12 protein-coding genes, 2 pseudogenes, 1 CRISPR repeat array and 1 riboswitch (1 of these 16 only partly in view) are annotated in these 15027 nt (G+C 43.1%); of the genes and pseudogenes, 5 read left to right on the forward strand and 9 right to left on the reverse strand.

Annotated features, from left to right (window positions below; all coding sequences use genetic code 11):
• Positions 1–85: 85 nt before the first annotated feature.
• A complete protein-coding gene (locus AN618_RS07015) occupies positions 86–1072 on the forward strand; it encodes a hypothetical protein (protein ID WP_066353477.1) in 987 nt (328 codons plus the stop codon).
• A gap of 7 nt (positions 1073–1079) precedes the next feature.
• Here AN618_RS07015 and AN618_RS13550 read toward each other — a convergent pair whose 3' ends face one another.
• The gene (locus AN618_RS13550; protein ID WP_083515102.1) at positions 1080–1862 is read right to left on the reverse strand and encodes a hydantoinase/oxoprolinase N-terminal domain-containing protein; all 783 of its coding nucleotides are present in this window, start codon (positions 1860–1862) and stop codon (positions 1080–1082) included.
• 23 nt (positions 1863–1885) lie between these two features.
• Here AN618_RS13550 and AN618_RS13090 point away from each other — a divergent pair, with 23 nt between their 5' ends.
• Positions 1886–2104: a hypothetical protein gene (locus tag AN618_RS13090; RefSeq protein WP_187694895.1), complete on the forward strand. Its 219-nt coding sequence runs from the start codon at positions 1886–1888 to the stop codon at positions 2102–2104.
• 32 nt (positions 2105–2136) lie between these two features.
• Here AN618_RS13090 and queF read toward each other — a convergent pair whose 3' ends face one another.
• The 5 genes from queF to AN618_RS13560 all read right to left on the reverse strand — a co-directional run bounded on the left by queF (position 2137) and on the right by AN618_RS13560 (position 5857).
• Positions 2137–2535: a preQ(1) synthase gene (gene queF / locus AN618_RS07025; protein WP_066353479.1), complete on the reverse strand. Its 399-nt coding sequence runs from the start codon at positions 2533–2535 to the stop codon at positions 2137–2139.
• Entirely contained in the window at positions 2528–3007 is a 480-nt protein-coding gene (locus AN618_RS07030) for a QueT transporter family protein (protein WP_066353480.1), read from the reverse strand. The genes queF and AN618_RS07030 overlap by 8 nt, the downstream gene beginning before the upstream one ends.
• A gap of 112 nt (positions 3008–3119) precedes the next feature.
• The gene (locus AN618_RS07035) at positions 3120–4073 is read right to left on the reverse strand and encodes a cation diffusion facilitator family transporter (RefSeq protein WP_083515103.1); all 954 of its coding nucleotides are present in this window, start codon (positions 4071–4073) and stop codon (positions 3120–3122) included.
• Positions 4074–4156: 83 nt separating this feature from the next.
• Positions 4157–4231, reverse strand: a riboswitch (NiCo riboswitch).
• A gap of 232 nt (positions 4232–4463) precedes the next feature.
• A complete protein-coding gene (locus AN618_RS13555; protein WP_222926387.1) occupies positions 4464–5360 on the reverse strand; it encodes an MBL fold metallo-hydrolase in 897 nt (298 codons plus the stop codon).
• Positions 5360–5857: an MBL fold metallo-hydrolase gene (locus AN618_RS13560; protein WP_222926389.1), complete on the reverse strand. Its 498-nt coding sequence runs from the start codon at positions 5855–5857 to the stop codon at positions 5360–5362. The genes AN618_RS13555 and AN618_RS13560 overlap by 1 nt, the downstream gene beginning before the upstream one ends.
• Before the next feature lie 170 nt (positions 5858–6027).
• Between AN618_RS13560 and AN618_RS07045 the strand changes: the two genes are divergently transcribed.
• Positions 6028–7689 (forward strand): GGDEF domain-containing response regulator, encoded by a 1662-nt coding sequence (locus AN618_RS07045; RefSeq protein WP_066353482.1) that lies wholly within the window; start codon positions 6028–6030, stop codon positions 7687–7689.
• Between the two features lie 146 nt (positions 7690–7835).
• Entirely contained in the window at positions 7836–9074 is a 1239-nt protein-coding gene (locus AN618_RS07050; protein ID WP_157081662.1) for a stalk domain-containing protein, read from the forward strand.
• On the opposite strand, the pseudogene AN618_RS07055 reads toward AN618_RS07050, so the two are convergent.
• From AN618_RS07055 to csx2, 3 genes and pseudogenes are all read right to left on the reverse strand, one after another.
• A pseudogene (locus AN618_RS07055) lies at positions 9025–9363 on the reverse strand (MBL fold metallo-hydrolase); the annotation flags it as partial. The gene AN618_RS07050 and the pseudogene AN618_RS07055 sit on opposite strands and share 50 nt — an antisense overlap.
• 95 nt (positions 9364–9458) lie before the next feature.
• On the reverse strand, positions 9459–10208 hold the full coding sequence (gene dapB, locus AN618_RS07060; RefSeq protein ID WP_066353487.1) for a 4-hydroxy-tetrahydrodipicolinate reductase: 750 nt from the start codon (positions 10206–10208) through the stop codon (positions 9459–9461).
• Between the two features lie 213 nt (positions 10209–10421).
• Complete coding sequence (csx2, locus tag AN618_RS07065; protein WP_066353488.1) at positions 10422–11768, reverse strand: TIGR02221 family CRISPR-associated protein; 1347 nt, start codon at positions 11766–11768, stop codon at positions 10422–10424.
• 100 nt (positions 11769–11868) lie between these two features.
• Here csx2 and AN618_RS13095 point away from each other — a divergent pair.
• Positions 11869–11997, forward strand: a pseudogene (locus tag AN618_RS13095) (transposase); the annotation flags it as partial.
• 109 nt (positions 11998–12106) lie between these two features.
• Positions 12107–15027: a CRISPR direct-repeat array (repeat unit 30 nt; unit sequence GTTTCAATCCCTCATAGGTAGGCTAAAAAC) (it continues 209 nt past the right edge of the window).

Below are 15027 nucleotides of genomic sequence, written 5' to 3' on the forward strand. Positions count from 1 at the left end.
TAGAGCGAGATGAAGTGCCACCTGCTGTATTTGGCGGCAAGAAAAACTTGCTCCTCCTGCAAGAAGGGAAACTATCCAAAGAGGAGTGGCGGGAATTACGGTCAAACACTCCTTTTACTACGTAGGCCAGGCCAACCAGAAGGGACTGGAAGGCCAGTATGGTAATGCCAACACGGAAGTGGTCTTCGACGAGGTTACCGATTTCTTCCGCCTCAACGTCTACATACCGCCGGAGCCGGAAAATAAAGACGGCCGCCGGAGGAAAGAAGAAGACTGGGTCACGGTGCCCCTGGAAATACCTGTTCGTTACAGGGCCATACTCCTGCAACACCTTTTGAGAGCCGGTGCCTATACGGTAAGGGTAGTCCGCAAGGACGGAAGGTTCGATTGCTTTATTTCCTTTCCCCTGGGCGACGACGTACCTGTAAAAAAAGACTTGCCTATGGTAGGGATAGACTTAAATCCCGATGTGGTGGCTGTAACCGTGACCCTGCCGGACGGCAATTTTCATATCTCACGCTGTTTCTGGTGTCCCGAACTGGTCTACGTTTCCCATGAAAAACGGGAGCGGATAGCCGGAAACCTTGCTAAAGACGTAGCCGAATGGCTGAAATCGCTGGGTATAAAGCAGGTAGCCCTGGAAGAGCTGTCCTTTGCCCAGGGCCACGATACCAACCGCCTCTTCAATCGGATAACTCACAACTTTTGCAAGAAACTCCTTTTCAACCGGATTGTCGTGGCTTTGAGGAAGAGGGGTATCGCAGTCTTTACCGTATCTGCCAGATTTACTTCCCTTATTGGTTATTTCAAGTATTCGGAAGCTTATGGGCTGTCTGCTCACCAGGCTGCAGCCCTTGTGATAGCCCGAAGGGCTCTTGGATTTGCGGAGAGAATGCCCCGGGAACTCTTGAGGAGACTTTCGCCTAAGGAAGGATGGAAGCCCTTCGAGCTCTGGGGCAAGCTCTTCGGTCTCTATAAGGCCGCCCGGAAACGGGCCGTAAGGGAAGACAGGATATTCCGGGGCTGGAGCCCCAGAAATTGGCTGTCCTTTATGTTCGGCGAAGCAGGGTAAGGTATCATTACCTTTTTAAGCCTGCCGCTCTTCCCTGCCGAACTTCCCGGGAGTCCGGCAACACCCTGTGGTGGGGGTTAAGGGGTGGCGGGCAGGCGGGGTAACTCCCCCTCCCGGTATGTGCCTTAGGGCTAAAGCTCGAGGGACGGAAAACGCTGGGAAGCAGCCTGGCAGCCAGAGGCCTAAAGCCGGGGGAATACGGGTCTCCCCTGTTTAATAGGGGTGCTGGGCTGGCCAGACGGTGATGGAGGTAGCCGTCGGCTCCAACAGTATAATGCTCGTTGGGGTCTGCACAATGAGTACCTAACAAAGTTATAGATTGTTTAGCTTTGTATAGGGAAAATTGACCTCCCGAAGCTACCGTAAAGATGGGGTAGTTCACGGCGTAATCCGCCGACATTACGGTGCCATCGTTTTGAACTATGAAAAGCGGTGCATCTATGCCGCGCTCCCTCACGGCTTTTTTCAGTGCATCCACTGCCTTTCTCATGACGGTTATAACCGAAGCGTTCAATATCGTGGAATTTTCCCTTTCTAGAAGCGATATTGAAGCGATGTGGTTCGAAAGGGTTATAGGTATATCCCCTAATTCCTCCCGGATTATTTCAGCAGCCCTTTCCTCCTGATCGGGGATCATCGGCGAAAAGACTCCGGTAATCGCTATGGAATCCACTTTGCCGGCGATCTTGCCGCAGGCCTGCCTTATAGCCTCTTCGTCCAGTGGAACTATGTCCCTGCCGTCGTATTCTTTACCGCCGCGCACGATAAAGATATTGTCCGTCCCGCCAATAGCCTCTTTTGCGTTAGTGGTGTGTGTACTTCTTCGTCTCCAATAGAAACTTTGTGCGCAAGGAAGGAATCTACTGGCCCGGTGTAATTTCCGCCCTGATAGGAGGACTTATAGCGTGGAAGAGCAAATTCTTCATCCCTGCCTTAAATGGGATGATCGTAAGCGGTATTATTTATTACTGCTACCACAAGATTTTAGGGCTTACTATCTCTAATGAAAAAAATAATTCAGTGAAGACTTAAAAAAGGGTGCAACAGCGCGTTGCACCCTTCATTTACTGCATCGTGCCGTACTTCGCCACAACCCTGGTCGATATGCCGCCCCTTGCCAGAAACTCTCCTATAACCTCCATGTACTTCGGCTCGAGGAGCTTTACGAGATCGTCCAATATCCTGTTTACCGCGTGCTCCTGGAGTATACCTATATTCCGGTAGGAGGTGAGGTAATACTTCAGGGACTTCAACTCCACCAGCTTCTCGCCTGGAATATATCTTATGGTGAGCCTCGCATTGTCCGGAAGGCCCGTCCACGGGCAGACAGAAGAAAATTCCTCCGTAATGTATTCGATAACCGTGTCCCTGCCGGGATATTCATACTCTATCGCTTCCAAAACCTCGGTATCGATCTTTTCATAGCCGTAAATGTCGAACCTTCTTTTCCCGTACTTATCCATTCACAAATCCTCCTCTCTTCTTCAATACCTGCTCCATAACGACACAACCCGAAACCAACAGCACAATTTCGGCTGCCGAGACGCTCAAAAAGGTATGAAAAAGCGGGAATCCTGCTGAGACCTTTAACGTTACGGCCACCGAAGCGGAAATCCAGAGAGCTATGAAGACGGCGCCTAAGATCCTCCGGGTGTACCTTCCCACGTAGTAGCCCAACGTGCATCCTATTAAATTGCTAAGAGGCATGAACAAAAGCTCCATAGGACCTGCATAAGGGCTGAACAAATTCGCCAGGAAATTCCCCACCATCATGGATACGGCGAACTTTTTGTCGAAGGTGGAGATGGGCTTTATTATCTCGCCCAACCTGAACTGGGAGGGAAGGTAGGAAAAGGATGATGAAGCGAGGGTCAAAACTGCGTAAATGCAGGCGACCAGAGAAATTTGGACTACATCGCTCATTCTTTTGTACATAAAAAATCCTCCTTGTTTTTTTAACCGGGGTAGCCGCGACCCGGGCAAGCCTTAGCTTGCTTACTTTATTTTATCAAGGAATTTGAAACATAGCAATAGAAGCTTTTATCCATTACACCGTCCTGGCAGGTTCTCCGTGCACAGTCGCCCTGCAGTGGATTCTCTCCTCAATCAGCCTTTCGATCTTTTCCGAAAGTTCATGGGCCTCGTAAAAGTTAAGTGTGCTGTCCATGACGACGTGAAGGGAAATTTCCTTGTACGCCCCGTAGTCATGGATGAAAACCTTGTGGACATCGATTACTCCCGGAAACGAAAGGGCAGCCTCCTTAACTTTCCTTACCATCTCTTCTTCCCACATCTCCCCTATGAGCTTTGAGCAGGAATCGTAGGCCATAGTCCCTCCCGTATATACAATCAGGGCTGACACCAAAAAGCCGAATACGGCATCTATTCTGTAGTACCCGTATTTGGAAAAGATTATCGCCACCGCCACCAATACCGAAGCGATGGCATCGGTCCTGTGGTGCCACGCATCTGCAATCAAAGCTCCTGCCGATATCTTGTTACCTAATTCTATGGAAAACCTGCTCATCCATTCCTTGAAAACCGCCGATGCCAGCATGAATACCGCAACCAAAATGCTCCCCGCTACTTTTTCGTTGGCCAAAAATCTTTCATAAGATGATTTGCCGAACTCAAAACCCACAAATATGAGCATGAGTGCTATAAGAAGTGATGCCAAAAACTCAATCCTTCCGTGCCCGTAAGGATGCTTTTCGTCCGGTGGAGCGGCGGAGAATTTGAAGCCCAAAAGCACCACTGCAGAAGTCAACACATCCGATGCGGTATGGACAGCGTCAGCTATAAGCGAAATGCTGTTCATCACAAAACCTAAAATAAGCTTTATCGCCGCGAGGACAACATTGCCTATTATACTGACCCAGCTTTCCAAATAGGCTATTTTCCTCCGCTCCTCTGGATTCGTTATCTTACGATTGGAAGGATCTAGCTTCAATAATTTTAATATCAAATAATCCGTGCTTTTCTGAATAAACCTATTGAACAAACCTATACCCTCCCCGTATAGTCTAGTCCTTTTGCATTATACCTATACACAACATTCATTACATTAAAAAAGACTTGCGGGATGTGAGTCCCGCAAGTCCTTTAGACTTGCTGCGCCAATAAAGGCGCCCGGCCTTTCGCCTGATCTCGTTGAAGTTATTTTAACATGGGACAAAAAGGTATGTCAAGGGAATTTGGATTTTTATAAGGGTTGCTAATCTTTTATGTCATCTATAATGTGGCAAAAAATTCTTTTATGCTGCAAAACATGTAGCTATACCCAAGCCTGGCAAGAAGAGCGAGAAGAGATTTTTAGAAAATGGCACGGTTGGCAAAAATAAATGAATAAAGACTAGGTTTTCAAGGTCCAACTAAAAAAGGATGTAGATAATTATAGCTCAACTTTTTCAAAAAGTTCGGGTATATAAACGCTAGTTTTCATCGATTTTTCTATTTCTTTTTTAAAGTTTTCCGAGGCTTTTTCTTCTCCATGAACTATAAATATTTTTCTTGAAATGCCATTTTTTATATTTTTTACCCAATTTATAAGTCCTTCGATATCCGCATGACCAGAGAGACCTGCGAGATTGTAAATTTTTGCTTTAACTACCATTTCTTCGCCGAATATTCTCACCTTTTTTGCATTATCCAGAATTTTTCTCCCGAGAGTTCCTTCAGCCTGGTATCCTACAAACACTATAGAGGTAGTATCCTTCCAGATGTTGTGTTTTAAATGATGTTTTATTCTGCCAGCTTCGCACATCCCGCTGGATGAGATAATTACAATGCCATTTTTATCGTTTAATGCCATAGATTCTTCTGCACTGGAAATTGTGTATAAGTTGTTGAATCTTAATAAATCAAAGTCTTTGCTCAATAGATTAATAGCTTCTTCGTCATAGCATTCTTTGTGCTTTTCATAAATTTCAAGGGCTTCCCTGGCAAGAGGGCTATCCAAATAAATTTCTACATTAGAGAGTTCTTTTCTCTTTTCTACGTCTATATAATAATTCAGGAAATATAAGATTTCTTGAGCCCTTCCTACCGAAAACGCCGGAATAATTACGTTTCCTCCCCTTTTCACTGTATTAATAATAATATCATACAATTTTTTGATTTCTTCGGTCTTATTACCATGCAATCTATCGCCGTAAGTTGATTCTATTATTAAATAATCGCTATAATCGATGTATTCATAGTCCCTGATTATCGGCATATTATTATTTCCTAAATCTCCAGAAAAAGTTATAAGCACTTCGTTGCTTTTTTCTTTGACCTTCAGAATCACTATTGAAGACCCCAGCAAATGCCCGGCATCTTTAAACATAATACAATATTTTCATCAACTTCTATCCACTTGCCGTAAGAGCACTTAATCACATATTCCGGTATTCTCAAGGTATCTTCAATAGTATACAGCGGTTTTACTGGTACCAGCCCTTTTCTTTGCCTTTTTTTATTTTGCCATTTGCTTTCCAATTCCTGGATATGAGCGCTATCTTTCAACATTATCTCCATTAAGTCAGCGGTTGCAGAAGTGGCAAATATGCTACCATTAAAACCTTTTTTAAAAAGCAGGGGTATTCTCCCTATATGATCAATATGCGAATGAGTAACTATTACGAAGTCCAAATCAGCGGGCTCGAAAGGGAAGGGCTCAAAATTCAATCCGCTCATTTTACCTTGAAACATTCCGCAGTCCACTAAAAATTTTCTTTTATCTGTTTCAATATAATAGCAGGAACCTGTTACCGTTTTTGCAGCGCCGCAAAAAGTTATCTTCATTATATCTCACCCATTTTTTAAGTTTATACTTGCTGCTTTAAAAGTTTTTATAGTAAAATATGTTCGACAATAACTGCCTTTTTTCCTCTTCGCTCGTCTATTAAGTCATGTAATTCATTGATTCTTTTGCTAAAATATAAATAATGAGTCAAAGCAGGGGGTCTTCCTTTATGAATGATGTGGAACCCAAGAAAATCCTTATTGTAGAAGACAGCAGGCTTAATGCACGGATAACAGCAGATATTTTGATTAAATACGGATATGATGTGGAAACGGTGCGCACAGGTGAGGAAGCCGTAGAAAAAGTAAAAAGCGAGCAAAATCTTGATCTCATTCTTATGGATATAGAGCTTATGGGTAAATTAGACGGCATAGAAACAGCTCGCTTAATCCAGCAATATAAAGATATCCCTGTTATTTTCCTTACTGCAAATGCAAATAAAGAAATTATGGAGAAAATCAAGTCGGTTACTGGCTACGGCTACATGCTAAAAGGTGTAGACGAATATGTGCTTATTTCAACAGTTGAAATGGCTTTAAAACTTCACGAAACAAATACAACGCTTAAGCAAAGGGAAAGAATGTTCCAATTTTATCATCATCTTTTTGAAAATTCTCCCAATGAAATATACATATTCCACTCTGAAACATTTAAACTTATCTCTGCAAACCGCAGGGCAAGAGAAAATTTGGGATACAGCTTAGAAGAGCTGAAAGAAATGACCTTCTTTGATTTAAAACCGGAAATAGACATACAAAGTTTTAAAGAACTTCTCGCTCCTTTATACGAAGGAAAAAGGGAATTTATTATCTTTAACACAACCCAACGCAGGAAAGATGGTTCTACCTACCCTGTAGAATTACACTTACTGCTTCTAGAATTCGCAGAAGAAAAAGTATATATGGCAATTGTAATTGATGTAACAGAACGGAAAACATTAGAAAGAGAACTGCAGGAAAGGAACGAAATTTTAAGTGCGATAATGAAATCTGCAAGAGACGCTATTATTATGATTGATGATAAAGGAGATGTTACTTTCTGGAATCCCGCAGCAGAACAGGTATTCGGCTACACTAAGGAAGAAGTAATGGGTAAAGAACTGCACAGGTTTATGATACACGATGAAAGTCTTTATCAGAGATACAAAGAAGCATTTAAGAAATTCCAATCAAGTGGTAAAGGAAGTGCGGTGGGTAAAACAATTGAATTAAAAACAAAGCATAAGGATGGTCATGAAATTTATGTAGAACTCTCACTCTCTGCTGTGAAAATAAAGGATTCATGGCATGCAATAGGAATCCTCCGCGACATAACCGAACGCAAGAAGATAGAAGAAATGATTTACCTGCAATCTATAACTGACCCATTGACAAATATTTATAACCGTCGCTTTTTCATGCAGATGATGGAACAGGAGATGGAACGTACGCGTCGAAATGGGAAGCCTTTTTCCCTCATTATGTTTGACATAGACCATTTTAAAAGTGTAAACGATCGTTTTGGTCATGCTGCAGGAGACATGGTTTTAAAAAGCATTGCTGATACGGTAAAAAATAGGATACGTAAAACAGACTGCTTTGCGCGCTGGGGCGGAGAGGAATTTATAATTCTATTGCCTGAGACTTCTTTAAAAGATGCGGCAGGTTTAGCAGAAGAGCTGAGGGAAAAACTGAGCAATATGACATTGCCGGAAGTAGGACACATAACTGCAAGCTTTGGGGTGGCAAGTTTCAGGCCATCGGATACAATCGATACCATTCTCTTGCGTGCAGACGACATGCTTTATGAGGCAAAGGCAGCCGGAAGGAATTGTGTGAAAATAGAAAAATAAGATTTAGATGCTGGCGAATTGGAGGAAGTAAAAGAGCACGTAAAGATGATGGGAGTGCTCAAATACCGCCTGCTGGGAATGAGCACTCTCTGAAAGGGCGGACTATAAATAGCCCAGCCTTCCGGACTTGTGCACTTTTGCACAGTTTGGATGACCAGGGCAAAGCTCATCCTATGAAGCGCATCATATTAAGCATCTTGCTAGCATTTACCCTTATAGGCTTTATTTTCTCCTCTCCTGCAGTTGCAGCTTCGGCACCTGCCAGAAAAACAAACAACTCTTCACGCATAACAGTACTGGCTTATCATCATATTATACCTGGTCCACTGCCGAAGGATACTAAAAGCCTTGCCACTATCACCGCCTCCGAATTTGAAGCTCAGATGGAGTTTCTCTACAAAAACGGGTATTACACAGCCTCCCTCAAAGAGCTAGAGGACTTTCTATACAAAAAGAAAGACCTGCCGCACAAAACCGTCCTCATCACTTTTGATGACGGCTACGAATCCAATTACATATACGCCTTCCCCGTATTGAAAAAATACGGCCTCAGGGCCACAATTTTCCTCATCGGCAGCAGGATCGCGGAAGATGAAAAAGAATTTAATAGCCAGGAAAAACTTGCGAAACTTTCCTGGCACCAGATAAAGGAAATGGCCGAAAGCGGCCTCATAGAATTCGGCTCCCATACTTTCGACGCCCACCATTACTTAAACGGCAAGCCGGTTACCATTTCCACATCATCAAATGACCTGGAAAAAGATTTTGAGAAATTGGAAAATCTTTTCAGAGACAAGGGCCTACCGAGGCCTTTCGCCTTCGCGTATCCTTACGGGCGATATAACGATGACCTCATCAGGGCGGCAAAAAAGTTTTATACCCTGGGATTTACTATAAATAAAGGGTACGTCTACCATAACTCGAATCCCTTTGAGCTCAGCCGCATTATCGTACCGCCGCACACGGGAATCGAAGAATTCAAAAAACTGCTTGGACATCAGGATTTTGACAAAAGCACCGCCATATTTATGAATATAGGCTCCACCAGAGCGTATGTGGACGGGAAGCCTGTGTCCCTTCCTGCTCCTCCCTTTATAAAAAGCGGGAGGGTTATGGTACCCCTCCGGTTTATTAGCGAAGCTCTGGGTCTGAATGTGCAATGGAACTATTCCCGGCGGGAAATAGTGATTTTCCGTGGAGAAACGAGCGTAAAGCTGGTTTTAAATTCCTCTAAAACAGAGCTTTCCCAGGGCGTACCGATTGACCTGGGTGTTCCACCTTTAATAAAGGGTGAAAGGGTTTTTGTGCCTGTAAGACTGTTTTCGGAATTAGGTTTCAAAATAAAGTGGAATGAGAAAATGAAATCAATAGAATTATGGTCATAAAGAATTCCACGGCTTTCACCGCATCATCTATGCCCATGACGAAATTGCCGCCGATGGGTAGCATTGCCACATCCAGGCGAACTTTCTCACCTATAAGCTTCATGTCCCCAAAAAGGCCCGTATCTCCAGCATGATAAATGGTCTTTCCCTCAATTTCAATGAGAAACCCACAGGGGTTTCCCATGTAGATTATGTTATCCCCTTCTATATATGAGGAGCCGTGCATTGCCGGTGCAAGTTGCAGCCAACCAAAATCAAAGGTATAATCTCCCCCTATATGCATCGGATGGACCTTTGCGCCTAAGAGAGAACTTTGTAGAGCTTATTTTGAAACACGCATGACCATGAAATGTAATTGTGACCATAATACACCCCTCCAGATCACTAAGATATACCGAAAACTTCTTTCATTGTATAAAAACCATTTTTCTTTGAGAGCAAATATTCAGCAGCCCGAACCGCCCCTTCAGCAAAGCACTGGAAATTGGTAGCATGATGGGTAATTTCTAACCTTTCGCCTAATAAATTAAAAATTATTTTATGGGTGCTCGGCACGTCCCCGCCCCGTATAGAATGAATATTTATATTTTTATCGGGAAGTACGTTTTTTAACACCTCTCTCATTTCAAGTGAAGTCCCACTAGGTGCATCCTTTTTGAAGCGATCATGCATCTCTACTATATCAACGTCAGCATAATCCCCAATATTCCGGGCAAGATATTCCAATAATTTATATACATGATTTATCAAAAGGGAAGTATTCCCCGCAAAAACTATAGGTATCTCTTGTGCAGCTTTTATAAACTCCTCTTTTTCTTCTTTCTTAAAGCCCGTCGTTCCACAGACCAAAGCCTTTTTGTGCGATACTGCGTGTTTTAGTACCTCCAGGGAAACTGCCGGAAATGTGAAATCAATTATACAATTGCATCTTTCGATAACACTTTCTATGTCATCCGTCACTTTCACATTTATTTCTTTGCCCAATCCGCATAAGAGCCCCACATCCTTCCCAACATAATCCGCTCCTTTCGGCGCAACCGCTCCCACTATCTGGGCATTTTCTCTATCGCAAAGGGATTTTACTATAAGCCTTCCCATCTTTCCCCTCGGCCCTATTACAACAGCACGTAGCATCGAAAAATTCCTCCTTGTTACCATAAACTTTTGCCACAGAAGACAGCATCGTCTAACTTGAGGCGCAACAATCGTCCAATCTTATTACATCCCCAGGCTTAACTTTCGAAGTATGAGATTCAACCACAACCCCTTCATATCTACTTTTGGAGGCTCCAGATTTCTCAAAGACCCGGTCAACATAATATTTCTACAAAAAGTTTCAATATTCCTTTAGTTATTGGCTAATTTATCAAACGGAAACAAGACCGGTATCTCCTTTAAGTGTTTATTTTTAAACACAAGGCTTTCTGTGCAGCGTATGTAGGTATTGATCTTATTAATCGCCTCCTTATAAGCCTCCCTATCCGCAAAGCCCGCATGGGCGATAAGGTTTCTAATACTGCTGATTTCCTTATATATTTTACACATATCCTTGAACTTATCCATGTTGCCAAAGTCAGTCCTGTGTATCAAATACTTTACTTTTTCCCTACTATCATTGTTCCACTTGATTCTAGAATCCCTGGCCCGATATTCTTCCAGTATTCTCGAAACGATGGCCTCAGCCAGGCAAATATAACACTGGGCAAATCTCCTGTTTTCAAAATACCATTTGGCCAGGGCAAATTGAAGCTGTGAACTGGAGTTGATGCCTTTAAATCGTTCAACGAAAGTCATCAGATATGGCAGCATATAGTTAATTATTGGATCGACTGTATTTGTATCTTTTAGCAAACCCGACAAGTGGTCTATCTCCCTCTTAAATTCATCTATGAAGTTTATGTTGACGATATCCGAAATATTCCTGATTATGTCAGATAGTTCCTGTTTGCTTATTAAATCAGCTAAGAGATAACCATTTCCGAAATTTAGAAAATCGTAGGCTCCTCTGGTCCACAGAGTCATGTTGTAAAGGGGACTCAAATCAACAATGGGAGCATAGCCTAAATCCCCGATTGCTTCCAACATGCCGTAATACAGGCCAGCAACTTTAAAATCATTTTTGAGCTTCAGTATTCTAATTAAGTCTATCATTATGTATAAAAAAAGCGGAATTGAACGAAAAGCATGGGGTATATCTAGGTAAATCTCATCATCATCAGTCAAGGTCTCGCCTATCTGCATTATCACATCAAAATTGCTCCAAATTTCCTTTTCGTCCAAGCCGTAATCTATAATGAAGCAACGGGAACCTCCAATGGCATCGGCCTTGATATTTTTTAAATAGTTATCTATGGTTTCGTTGACCTTAGATAAATCTTCATCGGTTAACTTCTGGCCACCCACTTTAAAGTTAGTTACCATGTCGGATAATTTGTCCCAATACTCCTCATCAAGGGTTTGGCCAGAAGAATTAGAAAAATAATAATAGAACTCTTCCCACATGGATTTTGAAGTGCCTATTAAATACAATTTGTCTATCTCCAGGCACTTACATAAGGCTTCCACAATAAAAGGGGTTTTGTAAGTTTTATCAGTATTTTGGAACTTATAAATCGTATAGTCATATTTCCGCTCTGAACTGTTGCTTTTACTAAATCGCCCTGTGCCCAAAGAAGAAATTAAAATTTTAGCCACGTTTTACTTACCCCCTTACTTTATAACCTCACCTAATCGGGCACCGTTTTTTTTTTTGCCTTTATATATTGCTGCCGACCCTCAACTAGGCCTCTTTGCACTGCATGAGGAGATAAGAAAGCGGATGCTCCCTTTTGAAGAGGCCCTGGCACTGCTGGACCAGTTCCCCTCTGCCGCTCATTTGTGCTCTTGGGCGGGGCTGTACCCGGGTCAGAATGAAAGCGCCGGCTAATTATTACGAATCTTTAGTTTTTTATTGCCTTCTTTCGGAACATTATTTTCAAGATAGGTAGGCTAAAAACAGCTCATCGCCACTTCTGCCAGGCAGCTGGTAGAGAGTTTCATTCCCTCATAGGTAGGCTAAAAACGCTTAATAGAGGACTTAAATTAGCTTCGCTGTGCGAGTTTCAATCCCTCATAGGTAGGCTAAAAACACCATATAGATAGTTTAGATTATCAATTACGAAAACGTTTCAATCCCTCATAGGTAGGCTAAAAACTACAACACTATTGAACTTCGGTTATTCCGTGGCACGTGTTTCAATCTCTCATAGGTAGGCTAAAAACATGAAATGACCAATATCGGCGAGGATGCTTACATATGGTTTCAATCCCTCATAGGTAGGCTAAAAACTCATATTCGACGAAGGACTAGGAACCAAAAGAACGAGTTTCAATCCCTCATAGGTAGGCTAAAAACCCATCAGCGCCGAGCCAAGCACCGTGGCCTTCAATCAGTTTCAATCCCTCATAGGTAGGCTAAAAACTCTATCACCCCCCTAAAATATGCCTTCCCGTCTTTCCAGTTTCAATCCCTCATAGGTAGGCTAAAAACGATGACCTGCCGTTCTAACCTAAGGCGACACTACGGAGTTTCAATCCCTCATAGGTAGGCTAAAAACTGTTTCGGTGTATTTCACGAATCTATCGTCTTTCAGGTTTCAATCCCTCATAGGTAGGCTAAAAACTTGACAGGTATAAATTCGTCGAACATGACCGGGTTTCGTTTCAATCCCTCATAGGTAGGCTAAAAACTTCGTAATGTCGGGGAAAATGACCGGCAGTTTCTTGGTTTCAATCCCTCATAGGTAGGCTAAAAACCAAGCTACCGGTAGGAGAAGCAAGCGAAGAAGGGCTGTTTCAATCCCTCATAGGTAGGCTAAAAACAGGTAACAACGTACCCACAGAAGGTCTTTGAGCAGCTATGTTTCAATCCCTCATAGGTAGGCTAAAAACCAAAACCTTCGTCGTAGTGCCCGTTGTCAGGGCTGGGTTTCAATCCCTCATAGGTAGGCTAAAAACTGATTGGGGCAAAAACCTGATTTCGAACATCGTTGATGGAAGTTTCAATCCCTCATAGGTAGGCTAAAAACACTTGATTGCAGGCTAAAAGACCTATTCGATGTAGAGTTTCAATCCCTCATAGGTAGGCTAAAAACTTTTAGTCAAAACATCGGTTATATTGGCTTTAGAATCGTTTCAATCCCTCATAGGTAGGCTAAAAACCCTGTATTTCCTATTGCTCTTCCTTACCACTCTGCACCGTTTCAATCCCTCATAGGTAGGCTAAAAACAAAATATAAAATGTGGGTAGAGGTGCATTGTCGGGCGGGGTTTCAATCCCTCATAGGTAGGCTAAAAACCAAAAGCAAGGAACAAACCGCCTGAAAGGGGTGAGCCCAAGTTTCAATCCCTCATAGGTAGGCTAAAAACGGGCACAAATAGCCTTGCAGGATGTTATTAGTCCAGGAAAGTTTCAATCCCTCATAGGTAGGCTAAAAACCTTACGAAATCCTTGTGGACGCTTCCATCAAACTGGAGTTTCAATCCCTCATAGGTAGGCTAAAAACGCTTTAGGGATGAAAAACCAAAGCACCGTAAGCAGAGTTTCAATCCCTCATAGGTAGGCTAAAAACTCTTTTTCTGCTTTTCTCTTTAAGGTATCTAGGGCGGTTTCAATCCCTCATAGGTAGGCTAAAAACAATTCACCATCCGTGCTATGGAAGGAGGTAAAAAGTAGTTTCAATCCCTCATAGGTAGGCTAAAAACTCTTTGACCTAAACCTTGCGAAAGACCGGGAAAAAAGTTTCAATCCCTCATAGGTAGGCTAAAAACCGTGGCAGTATTGGATACAAAAGGGACGTTTACATGGTTTCAATCCCTCATAGGTAGGCTAAAAACTGTTGTAACTGGTGCAAAAGCCTTGATTTTTCCCGGTTTCAATCCCTCATAGGTAGGCTAAAAACTAGACAGAGGAGGTGATACAAATGATAGGCAGTAAGAGTTTCAATCCCTCATAGGTAGGCTAAAAACGAGGCTGGAGGTCAACAAAAACGTCGCTGGTGCGAGGTTTCAATCCCTCATAGGTAGGCTAAAAACTGCGTTATCATGGGGTCCTGCTGTTCCTGGTAGTAAGTTTCAATCCCTCATAGGTAGGCTAAAAACATGTCGGGGAGATACTTCCGACCTACTTCCGTTGAAGTTTCAATCCCTCATAGGTAGGCTAAAAACTTTAACCAACCTGTCGGCCTTGAGCACGCCAGCCGTGTTTCAATCCCTCATAGGTAGGCTAAAAACGATGTTGACCTCAACAAACTGGATGAACTCCTGACTGGGGGGTTTCAATCCCTCATAGGTAGGCTAAAAACATGCTGGCGGTGGAAGGACGAATTCGTCAATTTAGGTTTCAATCCCTCATAGGTAGGCTAAAAACGGTATGCCTGAAGCATCTCTCTAGCGGCCGAGCCCGAGTTTCAATCCCTCATAGGTAGGCTAAAAACTTAGCGTGCATTTAAGTGTCTGATGTGGCCCTTCTGCACCAGGTTTCAATCCCTCATAGGTAGGCTAAAAACGCGTTGTTATTGTGCGTCGAGGAAATAGAGCTGAGGTAAGGTTTCAATCCCTCATAGGTAGGCTAAAAACCCGGTGCATGGCCCTGGACTGCTGGGCCGAAGGGGTCTGTTTCAATCCCTCATAGGTAGGCTAAAAACCCCAACCGTCATGCCGAGCGCCAACGCTAGTCTGAATGTTTCAATCCCTCATAGGTAGGCTAAAAACCATTTCAGGCAAAAGGCAAAAACATTACTGTTAGGGGGTTTCAATCCCTCATAGGTAGGCTAAAAACATTGCCGCCGGGAGGTAGAGGCATGGAGTGGAAAGGAGTTTCAATCCCTCATAGGTAGGCTAAAAACTCTTCCGCCTTGGCAGGTGGAAACATCCTATCTACGGCGAGAGTTTCAATCCCTCATAGGTAGGCTAA

Source organism: Fervidicola ferrireducens (assembly GCF_001562425.1).
Classification (GTDB): Bacteria; Bacillota; Thermosediminibacteria; order Thermosediminibacterales; family Thermosediminibacteraceae; genus Fervidicola; species Fervidicola ferrireducens.